This window comes from Aphanothece hegewaldii CCALA 016 (assembly GCF_003007785.1).
GTDB classification, from domain to species: domain Bacteria; phylum Cyanobacteriota; class Cyanobacteriia; order Cyanobacteriales; family Microcystaceae; genus Chroococcus; species Chroococcus hegewaldii.
On sequence record NZ_PXOH01000028.1, the window covers coordinates 33,569 to 57,125 of the forward strand.

General features: G+C 39.8%; 33 protein-coding genes and 1 pseudogene. 24 read left to right on the forward strand and 10 right to left on the reverse strand.

Features of this window, described 5'->3' with window-relative positions:
* Both C7H19_RS19455 and C7H19_RS19460 read left to right on the forward strand, forming a co-directional pair.
* Positions 1-438, forward strand: coding sequence for a carboxysome distribution maintenance protein McdB (locus tag C7H19_RS19455; RefSeq protein ID WP_106458589.1), 438 nt, complete (start codon positions 1-3; stop codon positions 436-438).
* A gap of 126 nt (positions 439-564) precedes the next feature.
* Positions 565-990, forward strand: a complete 426-nt coding sequence (locus C7H19_RS19460) for a globin family protein (RefSeq protein WP_106458590.1) — start codon at positions 565-567, stop codon at positions 988-990.
* 37 nt (positions 991-1,027) lie between these two features.
* Here the strand turns inward: C7H19_RS19460 and C7H19_RS19465 are convergent, their stop codons facing one another.
* The 3 genes from C7H19_RS19465 to C7H19_RS19475 all read right to left on the reverse strand — a co-directional run bounded on the left by C7H19_RS19465 (position 1,028) and on the right by C7H19_RS19475 (position 3,283).
* Positions 1,028-1,762, reverse strand: a complete 735-nt coding sequence (locus C7H19_RS19465; RefSeq protein WP_219907690.1) for a Crp/Fnr family transcriptional regulator — start codon at positions 1,760-1,762, stop codon at positions 1,028-1,030.
* Between the two features lie 48 nt (positions 1,763-1,810).
* Entirely contained in the window at positions 1,811-2,731 is a 921-nt protein-coding gene (locus C7H19_RS19470) for a S1/P1 nuclease (protein ID WP_106458591.1), read from the reverse strand.
* Between the two features lie 195 nt (positions 2,732-2,926).
* Positions 2,927-3,283: a hypothetical protein gene (locus tag C7H19_RS19475; protein WP_181280674.1), complete on the reverse strand. Its 357-nt coding sequence runs from the start codon at positions 3,281-3,283 to the stop codon at positions 2,927-2,929.
* Between the two features lie 261 nt (positions 3,284-3,544).
* Here C7H19_RS19475 and C7H19_RS19480 point away from each other — a divergent pair, with 261 nt between their 5' ends.
* Complete coding sequence (locus C7H19_RS19480) at positions 3,545-4,222, forward strand: SOS response-associated peptidase (protein WP_106458593.1); 678 nt, start codon at positions 3,545-3,547, stop codon at positions 4,220-4,222.
* Between the two features lie 33 nt (positions 4,223-4,255).
* On the opposite strand, the gene C7H19_RS19485 is transcribed toward C7H19_RS19480, so the two are convergent.
* On the reverse strand, positions 4,256-4,963 hold the full coding sequence (locus C7H19_RS19485; protein WP_106458594.1) for a thermonuclease family protein: 708 nt from the start codon (positions 4,961-4,963) through the stop codon (positions 4,256-4,258).
* 224 nt (positions 4,964-5,187) lie between these two features.
* Between C7H19_RS19485 and C7H19_RS19490 the strand changes: the two genes are divergently transcribed.
* The 10 genes from C7H19_RS19490 to C7H19_RS19530 all read left to right on the forward strand — a co-directional run bounded on the left by C7H19_RS19490 (position 5,188) and on the right by C7H19_RS19530 (position 12,209).
* Positions 5,188-6,126 carry an ATP-binding protein gene (locus C7H19_RS19490; RefSeq protein WP_106458595.1) on the forward strand — a complete coding sequence of 313 codons (939 nt, stop codon included), beginning with the start codon at positions 5,188-5,190 and terminating at the stop codon, positions 6,124-6,126.
* Between the two features lie 72 nt (positions 6,127-6,198).
* On the forward strand, positions 6,199-6,375 hold the full coding sequence (locus tag C7H19_RS25865; protein ID WP_181280675.1) for a hypothetical protein: 177 nt from the start codon (positions 6,199-6,201) through the stop codon (positions 6,373-6,375).
* Positions 6,347-7,393: a metal-dependent hydrolase gene (locus tag C7H19_RS19495; RefSeq protein WP_106458596.1), complete on the forward strand. Its 1,047-nt coding sequence runs from the start codon at positions 6,347-6,349 to the stop codon at positions 7,391-7,393. The genes C7H19_RS25865 and C7H19_RS19495 overlap by 29 nt, the downstream gene beginning before the upstream one ends.
* Complete coding sequence (locus C7H19_RS19500) at positions 7,374-8,477, forward strand: ATP-binding protein (protein WP_106458597.1); 1,104 nt, start codon at positions 7,374-7,376, stop codon at positions 8,475-8,477. Before C7H19_RS19495 ends, C7H19_RS19500 begins: the two co-directional genes overlap by 20 nt.
* A complete protein-coding gene (locus tag C7H19_RS25870; RefSeq protein WP_181280676.1) occupies positions 8,470-9,897 on the forward strand; it encodes an HlyD family secretion protein in 1,428 nt (475 codons plus the stop codon). Before C7H19_RS19500 ends, C7H19_RS25870 begins: the two co-directional genes overlap by 8 nt.
* Positions 9,857-10,513: a hypothetical protein gene (locus C7H19_RS19510; RefSeq protein ID WP_106458598.1), complete on the forward strand. Its 657-nt coding sequence runs from the start codon at positions 9,857-9,859 to the stop codon at positions 10,511-10,513. The genes C7H19_RS25870 and C7H19_RS19510 overlap by 41 nt, the downstream gene beginning before the upstream one ends.
* Positions 10,514-10,545: 32 nt before the next feature.
* Entirely contained in the window at positions 10,546-10,968 is a 423-nt protein-coding gene (locus tag C7H19_RS19515; protein WP_106458599.1) for a putative toxin-antitoxin system toxin component, PIN family, read from the forward strand.
* Between the two features lie 5 nt (positions 10,969-10,973).
* On the forward strand, positions 10,974-11,228 hold the full coding sequence (locus tag C7H19_RS19520) for a toxin-antitoxin system HicB family antitoxin (protein ID WP_106458600.1): 255 nt from the start codon (positions 10,974-10,976) through the stop codon (positions 11,226-11,228).
* 184 nt (positions 11,229-11,412) lie between these two features.
* Complete coding sequence (locus C7H19_RS19525) at positions 11,413-11,778, forward strand: ribbon-helix-helix domain-containing protein (RefSeq protein WP_146136553.1); 366 nt, start codon at positions 11,413-11,415, stop codon at positions 11,776-11,778.
* Positions 11,775-12,209, forward strand: coding sequence for a putative toxin-antitoxin system toxin component, PIN family (locus C7H19_RS19530; protein WP_106458602.1), 435 nt, complete (start codon positions 11,775-11,777; stop codon positions 12,207-12,209). Before C7H19_RS19525 ends, C7H19_RS19530 begins: the two co-directional genes overlap by 4 nt.
* Positions 12,210-12,250: 41 nt before the next feature.
* Here C7H19_RS19530 and C7H19_RS19535 read toward each other — a convergent pair whose 3' ends face one another.
* Positions 12,251-12,547, reverse strand: coding sequence for an HNH endonuclease (locus C7H19_RS19535; RefSeq protein ID WP_106458603.1), 297 nt, complete (start codon positions 12,545-12,547; stop codon positions 12,251-12,253).
* Positions 12,548-12,733: 186 nt separating this feature from the next.
* On the opposite strand from C7H19_RS19535, the gene C7H19_RS19540 reads away from it, so the two are divergent.
* From C7H19_RS19540 to C7H19_RS19555, 4 genes are all read left to right on the forward strand, one after another.
* Positions 12,734-13,351, forward strand: coding sequence for a hypothetical protein (locus C7H19_RS19540; RefSeq protein ID WP_106458604.1), 618 nt, complete (start codon positions 12,734-12,736; stop codon positions 13,349-13,351).
* Positions 13,352-13,546: 195 nt separating this feature from the next.
* Positions 13,547-13,750 (forward strand): hypothetical protein, encoded by a 204-nt coding sequence (locus C7H19_RS19545; protein ID WP_106458605.1) that lies wholly within the window; start codon positions 13,547-13,549, stop codon positions 13,748-13,750.
* A gap of 73 nt (positions 13,751-13,823) precedes the next feature.
* Positions 13,824-14,144, forward strand: a complete 321-nt coding sequence (locus tag C7H19_RS19550) for an SH3 domain-containing protein (RefSeq protein WP_181280677.1) — start codon at positions 13,824-13,826, stop codon at positions 14,142-14,144.
* Between the two features lie 514 nt (positions 14,145-14,658).
* Positions 14,659-15,732 carry a ParA family protein gene (locus C7H19_RS19555; protein ID WP_106458607.1) on the forward strand — a complete coding sequence of 358 codons (1,074 nt, stop codon included), beginning with the start codon at positions 14,659-14,661 and terminating at the stop codon, positions 15,730-15,732.
* Positions 15,733-16,288: 556 nt separating this feature from the next.
* Here C7H19_RS19555 and C7H19_RS19560 read toward each other — a convergent pair.
* Positions 16,289-18,544: an ATP-binding domain-containing protein gene (locus C7H19_RS19560; protein WP_219907691.1), complete on the reverse strand. Its 2,256-nt coding sequence runs from the start codon at positions 18,542-18,544 to the stop codon at positions 16,289-16,291.
* A 246-nt stretch (positions 18,545-18,790) separates the two neighbouring features.
* On the opposite strand from C7H19_RS19560, the gene C7H19_RS19565 reads away from it, so the two are divergent.
* Positions 18,791-19,258 carry a hypothetical protein gene (locus C7H19_RS19565; protein ID WP_106458609.1) on the forward strand — a complete coding sequence of 156 codons (468 nt, stop codon included), beginning with the start codon at positions 18,791-18,793 and terminating at the stop codon, positions 19,256-19,258.
* A gap of 31 nt (positions 19,259-19,289) precedes the next feature.
* Here C7H19_RS19565 and C7H19_RS19570 read toward each other — a convergent pair whose 3' ends face one another.
* A complete protein-coding gene (locus tag C7H19_RS19570; RefSeq protein ID WP_245927650.1) occupies positions 19,290-19,856 on the reverse strand; it encodes a class I SAM-dependent methyltransferase in 567 nt (188 codons plus the stop codon).
* Between C7H19_RS19570 and C7H19_RS25380 the strand changes: the two genes are divergently transcribed.
* Genes C7H19_RS25380 through C7H19_RS19585 form a run of 3 tightly spaced genes read left to right on the forward strand, consistent with a single transcriptional unit; the run spans position 19,835 to position 21,597 of the window.
* On the forward strand, positions 19,835-20,314 hold the full coding sequence (locus C7H19_RS25380) for a thermonuclease family protein (protein ID WP_146136554.1): 480 nt from the start codon (positions 19,835-19,837) through the stop codon (positions 20,312-20,314). The genes C7H19_RS19570 and C7H19_RS25380 overlap by 22 nt on opposite strands.
* A gap of 38 nt (positions 20,315-20,352) precedes the next feature.
* Positions 20,353-21,366, forward strand: coding sequence for a hypothetical protein (locus C7H19_RS19580; protein WP_106458611.1), 1,014 nt, complete (start codon positions 20,353-20,355; stop codon positions 21,364-21,366).
* Between the two features lie 3 nt (positions 21,367-21,369).
* Complete coding sequence (locus C7H19_RS19585) at positions 21,370-21,597, forward strand: hypothetical protein (protein WP_106458612.1); 228 nt, start codon at positions 21,370-21,372, stop codon at positions 21,595-21,597.
* On the opposite strand, the gene C7H19_RS19590 is transcribed toward C7H19_RS19585, so the two are convergent.
* Both C7H19_RS19590 and C7H19_RS19595 read right to left on the reverse strand, forming a co-directional pair.
* A complete protein-coding gene (locus C7H19_RS19590; protein ID WP_106458613.1) occupies positions 21,591-22,028 on the reverse strand; it encodes a DUF6036 family nucleotidyltransferase in 438 nt (145 codons plus the stop codon). The genes C7H19_RS19585 and C7H19_RS19590 overlap by 7 nt on opposite strands.
* Positions 21,982-22,161, reverse strand: coding sequence for a hypothetical protein (locus tag C7H19_RS19595; RefSeq protein WP_106458614.1), 180 nt, complete (start codon positions 22,159-22,161; stop codon positions 21,982-21,984). The genes C7H19_RS19590 and C7H19_RS19595 overlap by 47 nt, the downstream gene beginning before the upstream one ends.
* Positions 22,162-22,361: 200 nt before the next feature.
* Between C7H19_RS19595 and C7H19_RS19600 the strand changes: the two genes are divergently transcribed.
* Genes C7H19_RS19600 through C7H19_RS25880 form a run of 3 tightly spaced genes read left to right on the forward strand, consistent with a single transcriptional unit; the run spans position 22,362 to position 23,344 of the window.
* Complete coding sequence (locus C7H19_RS19600; protein WP_106458615.1) at positions 22,362-22,958, forward strand: CAP domain-containing protein; 597 nt, start codon at positions 22,362-22,364, stop codon at positions 22,956-22,958.
* Positions 22,959-22,983: 25 nt separating this feature from the next.
* Entirely contained in the window at positions 22,984-23,151 is a 168-nt protein-coding gene (locus C7H19_RS25875) for a hypothetical protein (RefSeq protein ID WP_181280678.1), read from the forward strand.
* A gap of 34 nt (positions 23,152-23,185) precedes the next feature.
* Entirely contained in the window at positions 23,186-23,344 is a 159-nt protein-coding gene (locus tag C7H19_RS25880; protein ID WP_181280679.1) for a hypothetical protein, read from the forward strand.
* A gap of 131 nt (positions 23,345-23,475) precedes the next feature.
* On the opposite strand, the pseudogene C7H19_RS27260 reads toward C7H19_RS25880, so the two are convergent.
* Positions 23,476-23,557, reverse strand: a pseudogene (locus C7H19_RS27260) (hypothetical protein); the annotation flags it as partial.

Genomic DNA, 23,557 nt, shown 5'->3' on the forward strand with positions numbered 1-23,557 from the left:
ATGAGTCAGGAAAATGCACTAGATCGCTTAATGAAAAAGCAAAAGCCTACAGTTCTAACTAGAATCGATGTCGTTAAAGAGTCAGTGAGTCATGATGTCAAGACTTCACAACAGCAAGATATCATGACATCTATAAGTCATGACAGCAAGACTACTTTGAGTCAAGACTATCAGACTCAATTAAATCCTGATGCTTTTGAGACAGTCAGGAATACGATTCGTATAGAGTCTACCGTCGATTTGGAGTTACGGCAGCTATGTCATGATGAACGGATTACAAAGGAGACATTTTTAGAAGCGGCTTATCTCTATCTAACAGAAAATCCTGATGGATTGGCTGAGGTTATTTACTCAGCCCAGGAACGATTACAGCATCGTAAGGCGATCGCTGATTACAAACGAGCGAAGACGATGCAGCAACGGTTTTTGGAGTCATGATGTCAGGAGGTCATGATGTCAGAAATATAGGGAAGTAAAAAATTTCCGAACTATGAGATAGCTCATAGATTGATTTTGGTAGGTTTGGCAGACTACAGATAGGAAATAAAAAACGAGGACTGCTGTATGTCTTTGAATGTTGAATTATTAGAATCTAGTTTCTCGCAGATTAAAGAACAAAGAACTGATTTCACCACCTGCTTCTACAACAATTTGTTTGTTGACTATCCAGAAGTTAAGCCTCTATTTGCCCAGACTCAGATGGAAGAACAGCCTAAGAAACTGTTTAAATCGCTGGTTCTGATTGTAGAGAGTTTACGCCAACCTGATGTATTGACCAATGCCCTTAAAGGGTTAGGATCTCGTCATATCGACTACGGAGTCTTGCCAGAACATTATCTGGTGGTGGGAAATACGATTTTAAAAGCACTCGCTATCTGTCTTGAGGATGCTTGGACATTGGAGGTTGAACAAGCTTGGTCTGAAGCTTACTCAGTCGTCATGAAACTGATGCTAGAAGGTGCCAAAGAAGCCGAAGCAAGAGTGCTTTAACTAGCAGTTCGATAAGAGCGCAAGGGATTGAGAGTTTTCAATCAATCGTGCCATTAGCTATTTCCATCAGCATTTCCCAATCTAATACGGTAATCATTCCGCCACGATGATACGAGATAACATCTTTGAGTTGACCGAACAGCCGAACACATTCTTCGTAAGTGATCCCGATGCTGCAAGCAATTTGATGATGGGAAAGTTTTCGGTTCAACTGTTCACCTTTTGAACCTGAAATTGTTCCCGATTGTGCGGCTTGGTATTGTAGGAAACGGACTAATCTCACGATGGCACGTTCGGAAATCAGATTGTGAATGGAGGAGTGCATTTGTTGCAAACGCTGGTTGTAGACTTCCAAAATTCGGATGGCTATTTCGGGAGTCTGCCGAATTGAATCGAGTAAGGCTTCTTGCTCGATGGTCAGAACTTGAGAATCTAGCATGGCTGTGATGGTCGCAGGAGCAAGTGCATCTCCAAACAGTGCAGGGGCCGCAAAGATTTCCCCTGCGCTGATTGTTCTTAGTAAAGTTTCTTTGCCTGTCGTACCGATGCGGGTTAGTCGGAGTGAGCCTTGTAGCAGGACGTAGAGTTTGGGCAACAAGCGATCGCCCTCAAGAGCGATCGTCTCTTCCTTGCTGTAAAGATGAAGGTGGGTTTGAGATTGCAACTGGATGAGAGCGTGAGTTGGCACATCTGTGAAAATTGGAATCTCTTCTAAATGCTCGATCCTAACTGATTGGCTTATGTTCATTGAGTTACAGGGTTGAGTCGCCATAAAAGGAAAATACCTGCTATTAAATTAAGGTATTGTGGCAATCATCACTTAAAAAAGCTTTTTAAGTTCATCGGAGATGCGATAGCCAGACAAGGTGACTCGTTTCTCGGCGATCGGTTGTACAGTACTGGTATAATCAACAGGTAGAACTTCTCCATTCTGTTTGTCGGTACTGCCTTTGAGTGTTCCGTTTTTGTAAGCATCCCTGACGGAGATTTCATAGCTTTCTAGTTTGGCCCAATCTTGAAAGTCTGTATTGGCTAGTTCGGGTAGGGTAGAGCGATCATTATTAAGTCGGAGTTGAGTGGCTCGGTTACGAACGGTTTGTAAGTTTGACGATCGCCCAACTAGATCGTCCCAAAACTTGTGTAGACTGATGGTGGAACGGTTCGTCGGTTTGACTTTGATGTAGAAACGAGTGCCACCCCTGTCGCCTTCGGGGAATTGAGTGGTGAATAAAGTAGTCGTGTGAAGCGGTTGATGGATGTCGCCGTAAAGATGAAAGATCCAACACAGAGCAACGGCTTTATCTTCATCGCTGGCATTACTCGATAAAATATCAAGATTTTCTTGAATGGCGGTAAGGATGTTTTCAGGGTCAGGTTCTTTGGTGACGACGCTATCAGGTTGTCCATTAGGTTTGAAAGGAATATTGATAAAATGCCATGTCGGATGATCATAGTCATCATCACCTCGAACATCATCAGGCCAACGCGCCGCTAACATAAATAAATACAGATCTTTATCGGCATCGGGAATTTGAGCTAACTGAGAAGCCCAACGGCTGTTAAATTCAGGATGTTCTTTGAAAATACTGATGACTTTTTGCAAAGCTTGCGGGTCATTTTGAAGAAGGTCATTATAAGCGATCGCTCCTGTAACCATGTGACCTGCTTTGTTCCATGCGAGAACAGGATGAGGGAAAACTAAGAGAAATAATGAGGCAAATGCTGCGATTAAACGTTTCATTGATTTTTTAAAAACTACTATTTAATGTTTAATTACTTGTTTTAAGCTAATCAATAACTTTAACTAAATTTCCCGAAAATATTTTGTTTTCTTAATATTTTGTGCTGTTTTCCTTCTTAGAAATTAAGAATAGTTTAATAAATTACTTGGATTTAGTTAAGCAACAAAAATAGTAGTAAACTTTAGTTTACTAAATTAAAGAATTGGTTCATCTAGAAAGCCACATCTCGAACAATGCCAAGGTGAATGAGGTGGCGGGCTGGTTTCAAATTGATGACCACAGTTAGGACAAGTACCAGTGAAAAAAGGATGAGTATCGAGAATTTCTAGCTGTTCTTGTGTTGTGTGACGAGATAAACGATTCTCAATTAGATCATCACCATACCAAGAATAACCTTCAGGGGCCCAAAGTTCGTTACTTTCTTCTACAGTCTCAGGATCGGGTCTGAAATCTAAGCAATGATCTGTATTAACTCCTTCAGGATGTACTACACAGACAAAGTACAGTTGATGAGAGAAGAAATAACAGCGATCGCATTGAGGTATTTTCATAATCATCATCAAGCTTTATCCTTATTGTGCCTCAGTTGCAATGGAATTACTCAATTGAAAAAACTAGGCAATCTTAACTAAATTGTGAGATCTCCAGCTTGGGGCTTAATTTTGGGTAGGGGAGGGGCGAGCGCTTTGCTGCTGTCTCCCTTGAGCGCTCCGAGCAACCACACGGTCGGATGAGCTTGCTTTTTATCAAAGCTGGTACTGGCTTGCTCCAATAAGTTACACTAGAATAGTGCAAGAATACTAGAAAATCTAATGTGTGGACGATTTACCCTAACTCAATCTAGTGAGGCGATTGTTAAATCCTTTGACTTATCGGAAGTGCCTGAACTTACTCCCCGCTATAATATTGCACCCAGTCAATCGATAGCGGTCATCATACGGGAGCGAGAAAGTGAGGGGAACCGACTGAAGTGTATGCGTTGGGGATTGATACCGAGTTGGGCAAAAGACCCCAAGATCGGCTACAAATTGATTAACGCCAGAACCCAAACGCTGGCTGAAAAACCTTCTTTCCGCAATGCTTTTAAGCACCGTCGCTGTCTGATTGTCGCTGATGGTTTCTACGAATGGCAGAAACGTGAGAAGTACAAACAGCCTTACTACATCCATTTAGAAGATAGACAGCCGTTTGCTTTTGCGGGACTGTGGGAAACTTGGCAGCCAAAAGAGGGAGAAACAATTACTTCCTGTACAATCATCACCACTGAAGCGAATGCTTTGATGCAACCGATACACGACCGAATGCCCGTCATCCTAACTTCTGATGCTTATGAGCAGTGGTTAGACCCTACTTTAAGTCAGTCTGAAAGTCTTCTATCTATGCTCAAATCCTATACCAGTGAATCGATGATAGCAACTCCCGTTAGTCAGATCGTCAATAATCCCGCTAATGATCGTCTAGAATGCGTTGAACCGATTGAACTGAATTGAATTTTGCCACTTTAGGGACTCGCCAAAAAAGAGTCATGGTAAGGCTTCACACGCCACCCCATCTTTGTCACCATCTAAACGAAATCGGTCATTGGGAAAAGCCTCTAAAACCCGTTGTGCTTCTGCCTGAGTCCGAAAATCTGAGCAGTTACAGTCACTATTGACACAAGCGGGTAAATTACTTGAAGTGGGCTTTCTGGGAATCTGCTGAGTTGATTGACGGGTAGGAGTTGGCTGACTCGCTCTTTTGCTTCTTCGCCAATCCCAAGGCATGACGGGATTATTCTGACTCCAAAAAGCCAGTTTTCTTGCTCTGGCACTATTTTCAGCAACCAACAAATTATCTTTTAAATCTTTGCAGTTATTGAGATACTGATGATAGACAACCGCCTGTCCTTCTTGAACCATTGTTAGATTAATCGAGCGATCTCCTTGATAGACTTTAGCGACTGATCTACCATAACGGTCTGTGTCAACCACATTTAATGTAACCGTTGCACCACTGGGTAACAATTGTCCGAGTCGTTTGGCTGCTGCTTCTCCGTAAGGTTTCTGACTCATTTCAGGTGCATCAATGCAGGCTAATCTGACAGTTAATGTAGCTTGATTCGTATTAACTCGCAATGTGTCGCCATCTCCAACTGATACTACTTTTCCTGTTAAAGATTGAGCTTGAGCTACATTTTCTAGTATTAAGATTACAGAGATAATCGAAGAGACAATAAGGTTGATGCGGTTCATTTGGGTTTTTTTCAACTGATGCTTATTTTTCAGCTTTCCCATTTTCGTCAATAAAGGAACACTAAAGCCAACTAAACTAAATCTGAAGCGGTGCGAGTTAGAAAAGCTCGCTGTAATCTCATTATTAATAAAAATTTAAGAACATCTTAAATAATTCCGTAGAATCACGGTAGAAAAAAAGATTAGAACATAGTGAAAATAGTTTTAATTGATAAATCGGAACTATGCCGATAGAGCGACACCGCAGGCGATTAGCGAATGGCGAGGAAAGAGTCTACACATATGCAGTCTCAAATGATGGGGCTGATCGAAGGGCTTTGTCTATTCGCTCTGATGATAGTTCCGTTTCAGATCACTGCTATAGAAACACAGAAAAACGTCGCATTGTAGCAGCACTCTTAGCGAATTCAAGTCTACTCGTAGTTAGTGAACCTGGAGGAGGAAAAACCTTTCTCGCTGAAGTCGTTATTGATGATTTACTGTCTCAAGGTTTTGCGGTTGCCGCCCCCGCGATTGGTACAGTTAAACAGATGTTGTTGGAAATTGCTGGAGATTTGAGTATCGATACAGAAACCATTGAAGGTAAGACGATGACCAGTCAGCAATTACAGGATGCGATCGCTGATTGGTTATTGGACAATCTAGCTTTTTTGGTTTTAGATAATGCTCATCGATTTCCAGTGTCTCTCCGTTGTTGGTTGGAGAAACTACATTTACAAGGACAGCCGATGTTGTTACTGGCGACCTTTCCTCCTGCTAGAGATATTTTTCTCAAACTGCCACGAATTGAATTGGAGCCATTAAGCGATCGCTCTATTCGAGAGATTATGCAAGATGAAGCAGCAGCATTAGGACTAGAGTTATCAACAGGGCAGAGTGCAGATATGCAGCAGAGGGCTGTCGGAAATCCAATGCTGGCACGACGTGTAGTTCGTGAAGAGTATTTAGGTTTAGAAGGAAATAATTACGATCACACTCAATGGATTGACGGTACACCACTTTTAATCGCTGTGCTAATGTGCTTTATGATCCTCCGCTTCTTGGGTCTGGGCTTTAACAACACAAGTCTTTATTTACTAGGAGGAATTCTAACTGTAGCGATCGGCATTGTCCGACTGATGATTTACAGCTTACCGAGGCAATCTAACAGACTGGGGCGGTGACGCAAATCACTGACAACCAAACTTAAGAATGCTAATGATGGCTTTATGACCTTCTTCAATCACTTCTAGCCAATGAATCAAACAGAACTCGCCCGACTAACCATCGAACAAACAATCAAAGCAATGGGGTATAAGGTAGACGATGCTTTAATCGAACAATGGATTGAAGATTCTCAGGCAATTGTCTGGGAGTGGCAATTAGAGGATATGGGTGAGACTGATGATGACTCCGACTCATATAGCATTTAGCGTGGCACTTACCAGCATCACGTTAGGAACTGCCAACCCTGAAATTTTGGGTGTGGCGGCGCTCGCTTCACTGTGTCCCGATATCGATACGAGTAAATCCTTAATTGGTCGTCTATTTTTCCCAATTAGCAGATGGTTAGAATCCCATACCATCCATCGAGGCATTACCCACAGTTTCTTTGCCAGTGGTGTAGTTATTCTAGTGAGTTACCCTTTAGCCCTCAACGGTTATAGCCATATCTGGCAAGGTTTAATCTTGGGTTACTTCTTCGGCTGGTTCGGCGATGTTTTTACTAAATCTGGAGTACAGGCGTTCTATCCGAGTCGGGGTAGAATGATTATTCCAAGAAACCCTCGATTAAGACTAGGAACGCGCAGCAATGCTGAATGGTTTTTGTTGATGGTACTGGTAGCGATCGCCACCTTAAGCATTAACATCAACAGTAATGGTGGAATAATTCGAGGCTTTAATCAAGCGATTGGTTTACCATCAGGGGCAATTTTTACGACTCAAGAAGATGCCTCACGTTATTTGTTGATCGCCCAAATTAAGGGGAGAAATGCTTTAACAGAATTACCCGTCGATGAAAGTTATGAAGTTGTCGAACCGTTGACGGCTAACGATCTGCTGGTGAAGAACAAGCAAGGAATCGTTTATCGAGTGGGGTCAAGTCAAGAATGTCAAATTATTGCGACACAAATCAGAATTGAGCGATTATCACCGATTACCGTCGAAGTTAAGGATTTGATTTTGGAAGAAGATGATCTTTATTCATTCCTTACTCAACTGCCCCAAGAACGAACTTATCTGAGTGGTACGTTGACCGTTCATGATGCTGAAGATTTAATGTTACCCAGTCATATTGATCGTTTTGACACAATTACGCTACAGCCTGGGGAACTGGCCTATGCTCGTCTGGTGGCTGCTAGTCCGAGTAGTGCGATCGCTACTTTAGGTGATTATTCTGTATCAGGAAATTTAATTGTGAGGACAGTTTATGTTCAGCAAAAAACATAAACCCTTACCTAACCCTGTGTTTCAAGTGGCTGAATCGTCTTCGACAACTGAAGCTTTGTTGGAACAGACTGGAATTTTACTAGGGGATAACTGTTACTGGAATCCAGTAGCATTACCCAATGGTCACATCGTCGTTATCGGTGCAAGCGGTTCAGGCAAAACACAGACTTTGAAGGCGATCGCTTACTCAATGCGTCAGACTTATCCCGATATTCAGGTATTTTGTGTTGATTTTCACGGCGATCAGGAAATTATCGGAGAAACTTGTTATCCCCTACATATGGCGAGTCCTCACGGGATTAATCCCCTTGTTATTAATCTTGATCCTGAAGGAGGTGGCCCGAATTTACAAGCGATCGCTGTTACTCAAACTCTCAAGCGTTCTCTTCAATTGGGGCCAAATCAGGAAGGACTAATGTTAGAAATCCTCGAAACCTGCTATAACTTGAGGGGCATCACCCAAGAACAGCCGACAAGCTGGACAAAAAAAACACCTAACTTTAGTGATATCCAAAAAGTCATTGAAGGTCGCATCGAAAATGGCTGTAAAGAGTCAGTTAAGTTAAAGCTAAAAATGGCTGCGAGTTTTCAATATGGTGTTTTTAGCCGTCCACAGCCAGAGTTTAAAGAAAAACATATTCGTATAGATCTTTCTAAATTACCGCCAGAAATTGGAGCGATCGCAGCAGAGTCTTTAGCGTGGCAATTGATGAACCAGCATCGTCTAGGGGGTGAAAGGTCGGAAAAACTTCCTTGCACTTATTTGGTCATTGATGAAGCAAAAGAACTTAAGAAAAGTCGAGCCTGCGATCGCATTATCGCGGACGGGAGAAAATACGGACTAGGGCTGATTTTAGCATCTCAGTCTGAACGACATTTGAGTGCAGATGTGATTGGTAATTCTAGTACAAAGATTGTCTTACCTGTCGATTCTTCCGAGGTCAAAAAAGTCGCGGCTAAATTTAGATTGGCTGAAAACAAACTGGCTCAGTTGAAGGAGTTATCTGCATTGTGTCGCTTTGGTAAAGATGCGGAACAAGTTAATATTTTGCCTTACTATCAAAGGATTGAGCAACATGGTTAATGCAGTTTCTTTAACGACTTTAACTGATACGTCATCAAAAGGTAAACCTCACTGGCGACGAACGCAGCAAGTTTATACAGTTTTAGCAACCGCACCATCAGATGCGACTTATGATCAATTAATCCAGTTAGTAAAAGAGAAAACGAGTAAAGGCTGCTCTCGTAAGTTAATTAGCAAATGGAAGAAAGAACGAGCTAATCATCGTGAAACAGTCGTTCTGTTAGAGGAACCAGCAGAAGTAATTCCTTTGGTGATCCCCTCTCAAAAAACATTTATTTTCCGTTATGTTATCAGTACAGCAGCCATCATCATGAGTTTAGCGGGATGTAGTTATCTGCCATTTGTCACTAAAAACCAACCAACCACTGAACCGTCAGACACCCAAAACACTCAAACTATTCCTCAAATAACACCGAAAAAGCCTCAACAACTCGAACCCCGTGAAATTAAGATTGAGCTTACTTTGTCGAGTCCTCAAGAACTTAAGGTTAAACCAGGGGAACAATTAACACCAGGACAAGTATTAAGCGATCGCACTATTGAACGCCAACGATTGCTCAATCAGAAAAAACAGCTTGAATTATCTCTTAAAAGGCTAAATCTACCGATTCCTGTGATTAATTCACTACCTTCTATTTCTCCATTACGTCAATTACCAAAAGTTTCCTATCTACAAGAACAAGCGAATATTAACCTGAAACAGCAAGAACTCAGAGAATCACAGACTGCGATCGCTCAACAACAGGAAAAAATCAAGCAGCTTCAAGAACTCTTATCACCAAATCAGGAGAAAACACAGCAATTGTCATTTGTTGTCAGTTCATCAAACTTAGTGAACAGTTTTAACTCTGAAAAAAGACCGTTTTCTTCTACACCGCTTTCGGTATCAAATCTATTTGTTAATCGCCAATCAAAACCTGTCACTTTTGACGAACAAACTAACCTTCAACCGCCATCTTCATCGACACAGCCACAACATTCTGTCACTGTCATTATTGAACATGAACAAGCAATCCTCAAACAGTTACAAGATCAACAAGAAAAAGCCAAACTACAGCTTCAAATTACTCAGAGTCAATTGACAGCAGCCAAAGAACGTCGAACTCAAGAAGAATATCAACTGCACCTAGAAGAAAACCGACGAGCGATCGCACTTCAGAATCAACAGATTGAAATAGAGCGACAGAGGACAATTCGGGCGGGACAGTTACAAGAACAGGAATACAGTAAAGCACAGATACAAGCCAAGCTTCAGGAGGTAGATAATGCGCTCACCCAACTCAGCACAGTCAAAGCTCCCTATTCTGGAACGGTTAAAAAGGTTAAGTGGAAAGGTCAGTCTGATCATACTCTTCTCGTTGAACTTACCTTTGATGTCGATGACGGCAGCGAAAGCCGAACCGCTACTGTGTCTCGATAGTAACTCTGAGTGTGTAGAACAGTTGACAAATGCTGCGATCTCTTATTCCAATGAACTGAAAACGATTGATGAGCGGATTGGACTGCTTAATAGACGACTCGGATTAGCTGAAGAAGGAATTAATTACGGGGAGTCGAAACTGTGGACGAATTACCTTCCAGACTCAGGTAACTCATTTAATCCTGTTACTATAATCAATCCTTTCTCTTGGATTAAAAACTTATTAGGTGGTGGCCAACTTCAACGCGATCGCCTTCTGATTACTGATTTAGAAATCCGAAAAGCCGACCTTGAAGCCTCACGAGCCGAACTAGAACGGCAACGGGAAGTTAAGAAATCTCAGCTATCTGAGCAAATTTTAACCTTGCTTTTAAGTTATGAGTCAGCCGCTAGACAGGAAAAATTGATTCGCTCATCATTGAACAGTCAAACTGTTTTGATGAAGGTTGTTGAAATTGATTATCGCTTTGGTGGTTCATCTACGGATGCTTATTTAGGAGCGATCGCAAAACAAGAACATTTGAAAGAACGATTGACTCAGGCTCAGATGGAGCAGCAGGAGTTATTAAGGAAATTGTCAGCTTTAACAGGTAGAACAAGTTCTATGAGAAATTAGTTTTCTGAAAGCACATATGCTATCATAATTTGATGTCCATCAAAATTGTTATTGATACTAGCGTGATTGTTAGTGCCTTAATTAGCCCGATTGGAGCGAGTCGAGAACTGCTCCGACTAGCCCTAAAAGGTAAGTATCAGCCTTTGATGGGAAATGCCTTATTCTGTGAGTATGAATCGGTCATTAAACGAGAGGAGATTAAGGCTAAATGTCCTCTAACGGAAGTAGAAATTCTAGCTTTGCTGGCTTCTTTGATGAGTGTCAGCCAATGGATTTCCATCTACTACTTATGGCGACCGAACTTGAAAGATGAAGCAGACAATCACCTTATCGAATTAGCTGTAGCTGGTAATGCTCAGATGATTGCTACTCATAATATCAGAGATTTTCACTCAAGCGAATTACTGTTTCCTAATCTATTATTTTTAAAACCAGAAGCAATAATCAGGAGTTGAGACAAATGGCAACTTTGACAATTCGTATAAGCGATGATAAACATATTCGATTGAAAGAACTGGCACAAACTAGAGGGATCAGTGTTAACAAACTGATCGAAGAACTTTCTACTATTGCATTAACTGAATTTGATGCGATGACTCGCTTTAAGGCGATCGCAGCTAGTGGCAATCCCGAAGAAGGTTTGCGATTACTAGCTAAACTTGATTCTCTGATGGCTACTCAAAAGGACGGAACTTCGAGCGACTTTGACCGCTAGAAGTAGAAATTACCATAATCCCAAAGATAACTGACCAAGAGTGACGTTGAAAATGGATGATTTATCCTGATATTTAAGTTATAATTGAGTGACAATAACATGATAATTAATTGTAGAAAAAATCGTTATTTCAATTTTTAAAAATACAGAAAATGAACTAAAAAATCTTGTAGAGATATGACTTATGATGCAGATTATTTTAACTTTTGAACAAGAACAATTTCTGCAAGAGCAATTAATCAGTGGTCGTTATTCGACTCCTCAAGAAGTGATAACGGAAGCTTTTAAACTTCTCTCCCAACGAGATAAACCTAAACAGAAAATCGATATTATTAAAGGGAAAGAGGCGGAAAAAAACCTGAAAGAACAAGTTAAGAAGTTCCGTCAAGAACTAAAGGAAAGTCGTCAGAAACCTCTCGCTTCTGAGCAACTAAAACTCAGTCAAGAATTAAATGAGTTATTTGATAAAACTCAGTCTATATCAGAAATTCAAGATATTACAGAAGAGGAGATAGCGGCAGAGATAGAAGCGTATCGGAGAGGCGAATGAGGGTTGTCGTCGATACTAACGTTTTAATTTCTGCTGTTTTAAAAGGAAGAAAACCTAGAGAGGTCATTCAGTTTATTAGTGATTCAGCTAATATACAGTGGGTCGTTTCTCAAGAAATTGTGGCTGAATACAAAGAAGTGTTGAATCGTCGTAAATTCAAGTTAACTGATGAAGTAAAACAAGAATGGTTAAACAAGATAGATACTATACCTTTTATAATTGATGTTGCTTTAGAAATCGATTTTCCTAGAGATGTCAAAGATGCTAAATTTTTGGCTTGTGTGATAGCGGCTGAAGCTGATTTCCTGATTACAGGGGACAAAGATTTTGATGAAGTTCAAAAAATTGGCAAAGCGACAATTATCTCTGTTTCTCTGTTTAAGAAATTATTGATCGATACAGATGAAGAGAAAAATGAAGGGGCATCGTAAGCTTTCTTTAAAGGAGCTTATGTTGTAAAAACAGTATAGTTTCAGTCGCTCGTCAACTCTAATTTTAACTGACCTGGACTAATACTGGACTGACCTCGACAATGAAACATCAAATGACACGAAGTACACAACGCCACTAAGTTTTGAGGATGATTATCAGATGGGTCATAATTCCAGTGATGAACTTGTAGCGTTTTCCGTCTTCGTTCTAATTTGCTCCATTGAGAAAGGTCATCTTCGGGCTTTAAACACTGCATTCCACACTTGAAACATTTCCAGTCAGCTTGTTCTTTAATTTGATGAGCGATCGCTTTCCAGTTTTTCGGGTAACGGGACATAAATTATGTTGAGTATTCTTATCTAGCATATAAGAGATAAAAGCGTATTTCGCTCTGTATTAAGAAAACTAAAGGCATTTATTGGCGTAAAAACTGACAGAATCAGCAAATTTACGGAGGTCAAGCTACTTAGTTTTAAGCTATGTTTTCTAAAATACTCAACTTGTTCGTGGAGTGACAAAGAACATGAAACAAGCATCAGCATTACCAGACAGATACCGCATCGGTAGAACCCAGTTTTATCAGCGACGGGACTATCTGATTAAACTCGGTTACGACATGGAGCCAATCAAGCAAGGTCGAAATTGTTTCTACAGCGATGAACAAGTCCAGTTACTTGATGAATTGAATACCTACATTAAGAAGCACAGCACTTTAGAGGGTTTTCCTGCTGTGGTTATTGAGGTGAATAATTTTTGTATTAAAGCTGATGAAAAAGTAGTAGATAACAAGAGTAACGGTGAATTAATTCATGCCCAGAGCGAACCTGTTCAGATTGAGTCCACTATCACCGAAGAAATTGTCGTTGATACCAGTCCTTTAGAGGATATTCAAGAACAGAATTTACACTCTATTAATGTGGCGGCTCAATATGGGGCTGCTCAAAACCTCGTTGCTTTCAACTACCTTCAGTTGGACTACATGAAACATCGTGATTTTACCGTCGCAGGATTAGCAGAAGAAGTTCATCAATCTGAACAAGCAGTCAGAGAAAGTTTTGCGTCGATGATGGAAACTCCCAATGTAGCTACAAAAAAGCTGATGGACAAAATCAAAACCAGACGCAACCTATCACCAACCTAAGCGCGTTTTTACAACGAGAACGACAGCAGATTCTTAAACTGTTTCTTGCTTTCCAAGCGACAGGAGTGGTGAGTGGAATGGCGATCGCATCTTTTACCAGACTTGATCCGCTTCTGGGGATGAGTTGGGGCTTGAGTTTAGGGAGTGTGAATTTTGGGGTGTCGTTGTGTTTATCGTCGAAACAGTAACAACATTATGAACAATCAATCAGAAAATGGAATTATCATTTGGCCAACAGCTATTAACATCATAGTCGGATGGCTTACCATAAAACTTTGGATATTATTTCATTTTTATTGGGTTATAGGCATTGGTAGCCTAATTATTTTGTTGTTATTAGCTTTACAAGTTAAGTTCTATTTGAATCCTGTTTCAGTTGAGATAGAGGAAGATGAATAGGAATAATAAAGTTTTTTTAAAAGTTAAAGTAAAAGGAGGATTACATTGGATAGCAAACAGGAGAAAATCATCAATGGCTATCTGTTTTCTTACTGGACTATTGACTGGAGTAATTAGCTTTTTTCCTCTGACAAAACAGGTTAAAGCTGATAATTACTTTGACAACTATGTTTGTGATGGCTATTTGATTTGGACAGGTTCAGAAAATGGAACAGCTAATGTACGCTCAGGTGCATCTACAAGCGATCCAATTATTTCGATAGTTAAATCTCTTAAAATTGTTCAAGTTATAGATGTAGTTACAGGTAAAGATGGATATGCTTGGTACAAAATTCGTTTTGACTATACTGTTGGCTGGGTTCGGAGTGATTTAATTACTCATGATGAATGCTAGTTGAAAAACTAATTATTTTGATGATTTATATTATGAGAGTTAAAGGATGGCGATCGCTTGTCTTTCAGAGGAGAAAACCCGATATTAACAGCAGCAATACCAGCACTCGATCCAATTGGCAGCCCAGGAAGTCAACTTACAAAAACAACGGTATGAGTTGACCTCACTGGTTAGCCAGTTGCAGGATACAGAGAAATTATTAGGGGAAATGGTGGAGGTGCGTTGCCTTTGGCACTGCGAAGCAGACCGCCCTATGCTGGTATGGTGAGACGGGTGAAAGTGTTAGGGCAGAATGAGAGAGTGATCGCAGTTGAGATAACTTTAGAGATAAGCTCTATAAAATATTAATTTTTTCAAAATTTGTAACAAATCTTAATTTGTAAGATTTATTCTTAGAGAAAATTTTTGGGAACTATATAACCAAACACTATTAACTCAAAAGAGTTGAAAAAAGGTTTTTAAGAATTTGTCTTAGTTTAGGTTTAATGAACTAAAAACAGAATTAGGATTTTATATGGTTAGAAAAATTATTTCATTGTTTAACAATAAAGGTGGTGTGGGAAAAACAACGACAATTTGGTATTTGGGAGTATCGCTTGCAGCCGCAGGTAAAAAAGTTCTTTTAGTTGATTTCGATCCTCAATGCAATCTCTCTGTTGCTATTATTGGGTATGATGAGTTTGCTGGATATCTTGAAGCTTCTAAAACACATCCTTTTGGCAAAACAATTAGAGCTTATGCACAGCCTTATAGTCAACAAATGCCTACAAGTGTTCAGATTTATTTAGCTCAACCAAAATACCAAGGCACTCATCTAAATTTAGATATTATTCCTGGTGATTTTTGGCTTAACAATTTTGCCGACTATCTTAATGTTGGTAATGATGTCATTAGTGGTTCAGGATTGTATAGATTTCTTGTTCCTCAAACTTTAGTTGATGAAACAGAAAAAAAATATCAAAAGCAATATGATTATGTACTAATTGATTTACCACCTTCATTTAATACTCTTGTTCGTTCTGCTCTTTATTGCTCAGATTATTTCTTAGTTCCTTGTACGCCTGATTTATTTTCGGCTTACTGTATTGGTCTCATTGGGGAGGTTTTACCATCATTTATTGATGATTGGAATCAGGGACGAAATCGCTTTAATAAGTCAAATCCTTACGATCCATTAATTCCATCTAAAGGACAACCTAAATTTGGAGGATGGATTTTTAATGGATTTGATACAAGAAAACCATCAGGTAGCAATATATCACAAGAAACGGGTGCTGATAAAGCGCAGTTAGACAGGATTTTGGAAATTGTTAAAAATCAACTGATTCCTCGTCTTAAAGAGAATATTAGAGAATATAATTGCGTTCCTCAATTTGTTACGGAGCAACCAATAGCTAAAATAGAAGACTTAAATGTTATGGCTCCTGATAGCCTTGTACAAAACGTTCCAATTAAATATCTTTCTAAAGAGAAACCAACTAGAGATAGTTTAGTAAGAGGAGCTTGGTCGTCAAATCAAAAAGAATTGATGTCTGATATGGATAAAGAATATGATTGTTTGGCGCAGTACATAATTAAAAATGCTTGAGTGTAAAAGAGGCTGTCAGATATTTGACTAATTTTTAGCAATTACTCGTTTTTCTTCCATACATGGAAACACTAGCATTATGGCGTAAATATAGGGTTCGTGCAACTAGGGGCAATCTACATTTGAAATTATTACCCAGCAAGGGATACAGCGATTTGATTGAGTTTTAAGCAGATTAGGCAAAATCGTTAAAATAAATAAGTAACCTTTATCGTTTGATTATCGGGTTCGTTCTGGAAAATCTTTGCCTAAAACAGAAGTTGAGATCCTAAAAAGTAGGCTATAAAAGTACCGTAGCCACGTCTTTGATTCCCAAAACATTGCCTAAAAGGAGACAAACTAGGCAAAGTTTTAATTAAAATTTCTGATCAATCAAGGCTTAAAAAAGGTTATCTAATAGTACAGATGAATTGATTACCCCTGGTTGCACGAACCCTATATTTACGCCATTATGAAGAAACAACTGTACTCTGTTATTCGTATCACAACCAAATCGCCCGTAAGAAAATACTTACTATATTTCAGCCGATTGATGAATATAAGGAAAATTGGAAAATCAGGCTACTTGATTTTCATCTTCGTTTTCCTCTGACGCTGCCCCTCCCTCATCGTCATCCCGATCAATTCTAGGTCTTCGATATGTGAAGGTAAAAGTATCACCACCGTCGATTACCCGCTTAATTTCGTCGTACATTGGGTAATAACTTATTCCACTTAAATGCACCCAACCACGCGCTCTACTTAATCCAACAAATAATTGATTTCGTAAACTTATATTAGATTCATCTCTGGCAATATTGTCACAACCAACAACATAAACCATATCAGCCTCATTTCCTTTAGCTCGATCAATACGAGATACTGTTACTCCTCCCTCATACCAAAAAGTATCTTGATCGTGATCAGGAAATTTAGGATTTACTTGATTTAGCCTTGTACCACTAGGAATAAAAATATCAATACCTTGTTGCATTAAAAACTGTGCTACGTCAGTTTCTAGCCTCATAGAATCATAAATATTACCGAAAACCAAAACTAAAATTTGTTGACTTGACTGAAGTTCATCATTGCTTAGATTATGTCGAATGTTATTAGCTAAAACACTCAGTTCCTCTTGTCTAGAACTGTAAGTATTAAATTGAATAACTGACTCTGGCCAAAGAGCAGGTATCGGATTTGGGGAGTTGGCTGGCGGACGATGCAAAGTAATTTCTTGCCCTTCTCTAAAGGTTCCATTTAAAACTTCATATCCGATCGCTTCCCATTGGTCTTTTCTCGTGAAACCTGAAAGCATTCCTTCTGGTCGTAGCAATCCCATTCCAATAGCGTGAGCAGCCGTTAGAATTGGGCCAGGAGTTCGATAACATCGCTTCATAATTTCAGATTTATTAATGCCCCCCCGATATTGTCTCCCTTTACTAATAAGTTGACTTAGTTCATCGCCAAATAGCTTTTGTGCAGTTGGGATTTTTAAAGCATTTAGACTTTGAGCTTCATCATAAGCCCAGATTAGCCTTCGTTGTTCTGGCTGCTCAGGATCACAAGGTCGCAAAGATTGATAAGCCATCCAATAAATAACTTGCTTATTTTCGGATATGAGTTCTTCACAATCCACCACTAAATCCTGTCCTTCATCAATTAAAATAGCATCAAACATTGGCTGAATAGTTGTGGATTTAATCAGTCGCCCACACAGATCTGCTAATCCTTCATTAGGCTGTTTATAACCTGTATCTTTAACGGCTAGGGCAAATTGATTATGCTTTTGACAAGCTATACGATAAAATCCTTGTCTATTTTTAGCTCCCCAAGCGTGTAAAATCTTTAACTTGGATTGTGCATGAGGATTTCTTTTATATTGAACATCTCCACAACTGAAATGCCGTAACCACTTATCAATCAATTCTTCTATTTGGGCATAAAGAGAACGAGTGAAAAATATTAAAGCGATATCCCAATCAGGGTGTTTCAAGTACATATTTGCTGCTTTCTGACAAAGTAATACTGTTTTACCAGAGCCAGCTATTCCGCGAATTCGCTGCGCTCCAGGAGGAATTTCTAAACCAATATGAACTTGCTGCAAATCTAATTCGTAGAGTTGCTCTCGTAATTGATTAATTACGCTAGATCGAGTCAGCCCATTTTGAGCGATCGCTATCGATTCACTAAGCGGTTTTTGTAAAACAGGTGTTCCTCCAATAACAGCTAATAAAAGCTCCCATTGTTCATTATTTAAGTTTTTACCAGATTCAAGAGGCGATGTATTTTCGATTCGACTAATTAATGTTCTTTCTCCTAGCTGATCACCAAAAATAATCGAAGGACAGCTAGGCAGTTGGTCAAAACCTCGTTGCTGCCATTGCTGTTCTGTAATTAAAGGTAAAGCGACAATTGCACGGCCTCTAACCTGATGACGGATCGCTTCTTCTCGATTACAGTAACCAAGTAGCGCATAAAACTGGTTTTCTGCCTGCTTATAAGGACTCCCTTGTGCTTGATAGAAATTCTGAAATTGCCATTGATGTCCATCAACTCGAACGATTTGGTCAATTGTAAAACATTTAACTTCAATAATAATTAAACCCAATACCTTGTCTGCAATTAAGATGTCAGGCTCTTTACGAGTCTCTCCAGTTCTTGAAAAAATTGGGTATCCCCAGTAGCCAATACATTCACGGTCAGCAAAAGTTTTTTTACAGGCACTCCAAACTGTTTGCTCACCATTTTCACCATCTCTACCAATTGGTTCAGTTTCTACAAATTTTCTTCCTGGGTGATCGATTCCTATTGGCATAGCACTTGTATTAGGCAATTTTAAAGATTTATATTTAAAGAATTCCCAAAATTGTGATGATTTTATCTAAAGCAGTGACGAAATCTAAAAATGAAGAGAATGACTAATGCTTACACTCTCATAACTTCCCACACGGCTGACCGTACTGATTCTATGTCTCTTTATTCAAAAATTAAAAAGTGATCGTTATGCAAGAAGTTAGATCGTTGAACTCGCAGTTGAAGTTTAAAGTCAAAACTCTAAAAACTAGCCAATCATTCATCAATGAAAACTCATTTCCCAAGATCTACAGAACCGATAGCTGACATTGATCGCCTTCGTTGTTATCCGCCCTTTAGTTTCGGTCGGGTATGGGCAGAGACACTCTCTAGTCATTCACTTCAACCGTTTACCGTTGGCTCACGACGTGTTCAACTTCATGATGGCCTTCATGCGCTACTAGGATACGGTGTAGATCTGATTGATGAAGCCAGGGTACAGGCGTTCTTATTAGGAACGGAAAATCGTACCAAACCCATCAATGCTATCCTGCTCGGTGCATTGGTTTTGAAAGTCCTAAAACAGTTAAAGAAAGCTCAGGTGAATACTCCTCAATCTCATCAAACTATTTTCAAAGCCTTGCAACAAGCTTATGAACGAGGAAAAAACTCTACACTCAATCCCGATACTTGGCAACCTGAAATAATGTGGCACTTACCAATTGAACAAGTCAGAGCTTACTATCACCTTTAATAGTATCCTTCACAATTTTCCAAATGGCTAGTCAGACTGCTGCTCCAATTGCCAATTCTTCTTTTCTCAAAATGCAGAATAAAGCTTTAGGCATAGGGTCGAGAGTGCCATAGTATTGTGTCTCCTCAGTAGAGATGAGATGGAAATGACTTTGAAAAATCGCTTCGATTTCATTGGCCGTAAACCGATAGGGGCCAGATTCTCTAGTTTCTAAAGTGCTGAAGCATTTGAGAAATAGATAGCCCGACGGTTCGAGTAAACTGGCTACAACGCTTACATAATCCTGTCGCCGTTGCGGGGGCAGAACGTGAAAGCACCCTCGATCAACAATCACGCTAAACTGTCCGTTAAGTTGGCTATTCAAGATATCATCTTGCATCCAGAGGATGTCTAACCTCGCATCTTGAGTTTTTTTCTTTGCCTTTTCAATAGCCGTTGTTGATAAATCGGTAGCTGTCACTCGAAAACCTAATGTCGCCAGTGCAATCGCTTGAGTTCCAGGGCCAGTGCCAATGTCTAAAGCCTTTCCTTGAGTAAGGCTCAACTGATGCAAAGCTTTCTCTAAATCAGGATCAAGTGCTTCATGAAACCAAGGCATCGACTCAACAGCTTGTTCTTGGTAGAGTTGTTCCCAGTTGGGGAATTGTCTGTCCATCAATCTTTCCTCACCTATACAATTACCAGATTAAACTTTTTCCACTCCCGAAGGGTGAAATTGACCTTGATTTCTGCTCTTTAGATCTCGCGCATTGCAAGTACAGTGGTTCTCGCTGTAGAAAGCGATCGCTCTTCAATAAATCTAACAATCAAGCATCAATCAAACCTGTAGATATAGATAAATACTGGTGTACTGTTGCTGAAGTTTACAGCAACAATCAATTAGTGCAGCTTCAACAGATTCGAGACGTTATGGTATGGGCAAACTCTAAATATAAGTATAATTGTCCTCATTGGGGAGGAGTGGAGAAGGCTTTTACGCAAGCGCGATCGCAGAAAAAGGGAATTTTTCTTAGGGGAAATGCTATACCGCCCTGGGAATGGAGGAAACGGAAGTGATGAAACTGAGGTATTAATGATAGAAAACTAGGTAATTTATGGAACATTACCCTCTGATTTTCATTCCTGATGCTATTGAGCGAGTTAAACCCCAAATCCCCGCTTCTCCGTCACTGGTTAGACCACAACCACCTATTAAACCCTCACGCCCTGATCCTTTAACCCCTGAACCTCAACCAGTAAGACCTGTTGCTTTATTCCTTAGATTAGCGATCGCTCTTGGTGTTAGTTCACTGTTTGGCTATCTATTTTATGTGTTGTTGAATCCAAACTGGGGATTAATTGTAGGAGGTTCACTAGGGGTTATATTCCTAATCATCATTACCCTTTGGACTCTGAGCGATCGTCGTGATTTTGGAAGACGCAAACAACGCCACGAACAGTTACAACGAACTCATCTACTAAAAATGGCTGAGTATCAGCAGCAGATGATAGTTTTCAATCAACAACATCAGCAGTATGAAGGTGATCTATCGGTTTATAATCAAGCGATTATAGATTGGCAAAGCTTAGTACAACAAAGTAGAATTGCTTTATTGAGAATGCTTGAAGGGACTGAAACCTATGAAGGTAAAGATAGTGAGGCTTGGCGGGGACAATCTGAGAAACGTTTTGAGTCTTATCTGAAAAGTTATTTTCCAGGCAGAATTTACACTGGTTTAACTATACATAGATATAAGAAGGAGTATCCTTATACGCCTGATTTTGTCTACATCGATAAACAGTCTAATTTACATATCGATATAGAAATTGATGAACCTTATGGCTACAAAACGGGGCAACCCATTCATTATGTAGGACTGGAAAAAGATGATGAGCGAAATGAGTTTTTTCTTGACCGCTTGTGGATTGTCATTCGTTTTAGTGAGGAACAAGTAATTAGATCCCCCAAAAGTTGCTGTAAAGCGATAGCCCAAGTGATTGCCGATGTGATGGGTGGTGAACTTCCCGCAGAGTTAGCAATGGTCAGTTCTCTACAACCTTGTCCACGCTGGACGTATGAGGAAGCAGCACAGATGGCAGCGCAAGATTATCGATCAAGGTATTTATAGATAATGATTGACGAATATGACCCGCTAATTCTGTTCGACTCTTCCCTCTCATGGCAAGATTGGGAGACTTGGGGAATGTTATTACTGTTGATCGCTTTTGCCGTCACTGCTTACATTTACGTTGATCAACAGCTTAAGCCAGACAACCCAACTCATCGTTATAACCGAGAGACTGGGAAAGTGGAGAAAAATACATCATTAAAGAAAGATGAACGGCACAGTCGCTATTGAAGATTCTCCAGATCTGCTAAATCCTGTAACCTACCTGATGCTTTTTTATTTTTCCTGAGATTTTCTAAATCGATAAAGTTAATCACAATATCATCGATCATAACCTCTATTTTGGATTGATAACAAACTGCAAAATTAACTCCATCAGGCGTTGTGATTAAATCAATTCGACTGGGAGGATACCCTAACTGAATAACGGTATCGGGCGTTAAAAAATCCTGTACCTGTAAGTCTAGAGAACCGAAGCCAAATTGCCGTAGGGCTTCTAATAGATTGGTCGCATTTTCTAAACTCATTTCAATCCAGATATCAATATCTTTAGTGTAGCGGGGATAGCCATGTAGAGAGACGGCATAGCCTCCAATCACTAAATAGCGAACCTGATTACTGTTTAATAATTGTATAAACTCTTTGAAGTCTTGGTTGAGCATTATATTTCCATTGATGATATTCTTTGCGAATAGTTTCTAAAGCTTCTAACCTCTCTTCATAAGGTTGAGATTGCCAATATTGAAAGTCTTCTTTTGGGTCTTTTAAGTGAACTTTTTTAACTCGAATTTGCATAATTATAATAGAGTTTTAAGATAAAATATTATTTAATTAATTTTAGCACTTTCTTTGAAAAAACTTTAAGCTTATTGATTAACAAGCGTTAATTCTGTTTACGGAAAAGAGGATGTCAATCTTATTTCTAGTTTTAACAAGTAAGCGATCACTTTCTTGTTTTCTTTGGGAATATTAAGCAAGTAGCGGTTTTTAATATTATGCGATTTGTACGAAAGCGAACCAACAAGTTTAAACTTTACTCCGACTATCTCTATATTCTTCTTACTATCATACTTTTGTGTTACTACGGCAAAGATAACCTGTATCTCGCTAACGGTGCAGGGGGAAATGGTTGGAAGATTGGCAATCCACAAGTTAATCCCATTTCCGCTATCCCTACCCGCTCACTTCTGGAATTACAGAAACAAGCTTTGATGTTGGTTAATCGGGATCGTCAACTTAATGGCTTATCACCGCTAGTTGAAGATCCTTTGATTGCTCTGACTGCTCAAAAACACGCCCTCGACATGGCACGGCAAAACTTTTACGGTCACGTTAACCCTCAAGGTCAGAATCCAAGTGATCGCTATCGAGCCAATGGCGGTATAGGTGGAGTTGGGGAAAATATTAACATCTTGCAAAACTCACCGGGGATTAGTCCAAGCTACGGATTGGTGGAAAAATTTCAACGCAGTTGGATGTACTCCTCTGGACACCGACAGAATCTATTGAATCCAAACTATACTAAATTTGGTTTCGGAATCGTCGCCAATCCGATAACGGGAGAAGCTTACGCGGTTCAAAATTTCCAATAGACGGGCGATCTTAAAAGTGGTGTTAATGCCGCGATCACCAAATGAACAAGTTATGAGAGCGATCGCTGCTTTATCGACTGAGGAAACTTACGCCTACTTTACTGCTCAAGGAAGCAGATATTATCTTATTAAGTACGTGGGCATAATTAAACATTGTGTTCTGTTATTGCAAATGTGGGAACAATACAGATAAGCGCAATAGCTTAACAAGGGAGACGAGGCAATTAATGATTAGATGGGGCCAAATTTGGAAAATCGTCATTACTCAGGTTTTATGTGCGATCGCTTGTGTCACAATTTATGAATTATTCTTCCGTATTGATTATGTGGAGCAACGACCAGATGGAACCGTGATTATGAGTAATTCGCCTTGCCCAAAACAATAAATCGATCTTTCGGTGTGAACCACCGACAGGCTACGCCCGTCTATCTTACCCTTGGTGATATCTGTATGAACCATAGTCGATACCACGCTTGCCGTCCGTCTGACGACAGACTAGCTAATTGGTAAGAGAAACAAACGGCGCATAATGGCACGACGTAAAGGACGCGCACCGTAAGCGGGGTTATATCCTTCTTCGACGAGGCGTTCTTTAAAC

Coding starts and splice junctions, on each gene's coding strand:
- C7H19_RS19455 (WP_106458589.1), top strand. CDS start 1: ATGAGTCAGGAAAATGCACTAGATCGCTTAATGAAAAAGCAAAAGCCT.
- C7H19_RS19460 (WP_106458590.1), top strand. CDS start 565: ATGTCTTTGAATGTTGAATTATTAGAATCTAGTTTCTCGCAGATTAAA.
- C7H19_RS19465 (WP_219907690.1), bottom strand. CDS start 1,762: ATGGCGACTCAACCCTGTAACTCAATGAACATAAGCCAATCAGTTAGG.
- C7H19_RS19470 (WP_106458591.1), bottom strand. CDS start 2,731: ATGAAACGTTTAATCGCAGCATTTGCCTCATTATTTCTCTTAGTTTTC.
- C7H19_RS19475 (WP_181280674.1), bottom strand. CDS start 3,283: ATGAAAATACCTCAATGCGATCGCTGTTATTTCTTCTCTCATCAACTG.
- C7H19_RS19480 (WP_106458593.1), top strand. CDS start 3,545: ATGTGTGGACGATTTACCCTAACTCAATCTAGTGAGGCGATTGTTAAA.
- C7H19_RS19485 (WP_106458594.1), bottom strand. CDS start 4,963: ATGAACCGCATCAACCTTATTGTCTCTTCGATTATCTCTGTAATCTTA.
- C7H19_RS19490 (WP_106458595.1), top strand. CDS start 5,188: ATGCCGATAGAGCGACACCGCAGGCGATTAGCGAATGGCGAGGAAAGA.
- C7H19_RS25865 (WP_181280675.1), top strand. CDS start 6,199: ATGAATCAAACAGAACTCGCCCGACTAACCATCGAACAAACAATCAAA.
- C7H19_RS19495 (WP_106458596.1), top strand. CDS start 6,347: ATGATGACTCCGACTCATATAGCATTTAGCGTGGCACTTACCAGCATC.
- C7H19_RS19500 (WP_106458597.1), top strand. CDS start 7,374: ATGTTCAGCAAAAAACATAAACCCTTACCTAACCCTGTGTTTCAAGTG.
- C7H19_RS25870 (WP_181280676.1), top strand. CDS start 8,470: ATGGTTAATGCAGTTTCTTTAACGACTTTAACTGATACGTCATCAAAA.
- C7H19_RS19510 (WP_106458598.1), top strand. CDS start 9,857: ATGACGGCAGCGAAAGCCGAACCGCTACTGTGTCTCGATAGTAACTCT.
- C7H19_RS19515 (WP_106458599.1), top strand. CDS start 10,546: ATGTCCATCAAAATTGTTATTGATACTAGCGTGATTGTTAGTGCCTTA.
- C7H19_RS19520 (WP_106458600.1), top strand. CDS start 10,974: ATGGCAACTTTGACAATTCGTATAAGCGATGATAAACATATTCGATTG.
- C7H19_RS19525 (WP_146136553.1), top strand. CDS start 11,413: ATGATGCAGATTATTTTAACTTTTGAACAAGAACAATTTCTGCAAGAG.
- C7H19_RS19530 (WP_106458602.1), top strand. CDS start 11,775: ATGAGGGTTGTCGTCGATACTAACGTTTTAATTTCTGCTGTTTTAAAA.
- C7H19_RS19535 (WP_106458603.1), bottom strand. CDS start 12,547: ATGTCCCGTTACCCGAAAAACTGGAAAGCGATCGCTCATCAAATTAAA.
- C7H19_RS19540 (WP_106458604.1), top strand. CDS start 12,734: ATGAAACAAGCATCAGCATTACCAGACAGATACCGCATCGGTAGAACC.
- C7H19_RS19545 (WP_106458605.1), top strand. CDS start 13,547: ATGAACAATCAATCAGAAAATGGAATTATCATTTGGCCAACAGCTATT.
- C7H19_RS19550 (WP_181280677.1), top strand. CDS start 13,824: ATGGCTATCTGTTTTCTTACTGGACTATTGACTGGAGTAATTAGCTTT.
- C7H19_RS19555 (WP_106458607.1), top strand. CDS start 14,659: ATGGTTAGAAAAATTATTTCATTGTTTAACAATAAAGGTGGTGTGGGA.
- C7H19_RS19565 (WP_106458609.1), top strand. CDS start 18,791: ATGAAAACTCATTTCCCAAGATCTACAGAACCGATAGCTGACATTGAT.
- C7H19_RS19570 (WP_245927650.1), bottom strand. CDS start 19,856: ATGCCTTGGTTTCATGAAGCACTTGATCCTGATTTAGAGAAAGCTTTG.
- C7H19_RS19580 (WP_106458611.1), top strand. CDS start 20,353: ATGGAACATTACCCTCTGATTTTCATTCCTGATGCTATTGAGCGAGTT.
- C7H19_RS19585 (WP_106458612.1), top strand. CDS start 21,370: ATGATTGACGAATATGACCCGCTAATTCTGTTCGACTCTTCCCTCTCA.
- C7H19_RS19590 (WP_106458613.1), bottom strand. CDS start 22,028: ATGCTCAACCAAGACTTCAAAGAGTTTATACAATTATTAAACAGTAAT.
- C7H19_RS19595 (WP_106458614.1), bottom strand. CDS start 22,161: ATGCAAATTCGAGTTAAAAAAGTTCACTTAAAAGACCCAAAAGAAGAC.
- C7H19_RS19600 (WP_106458615.1), top strand. CDS start 22,362: ATGCGATTTGTACGAAAGCGAACCAACAAGTTTAAACTTTACTCCGAC.
- C7H19_RS25875 (WP_181280678.1), top strand. CDS start 22,984: ATGCCGCGATCACCAAATGAACAAGTTATGAGAGCGATCGCTGCTTTA.
- C7H19_RS25880 (WP_181280679.1), top strand. CDS start 23,186: ATGATTAGATGGGGCCAAATTTGGAAAATCGTCATTACTCAGGTTTTA.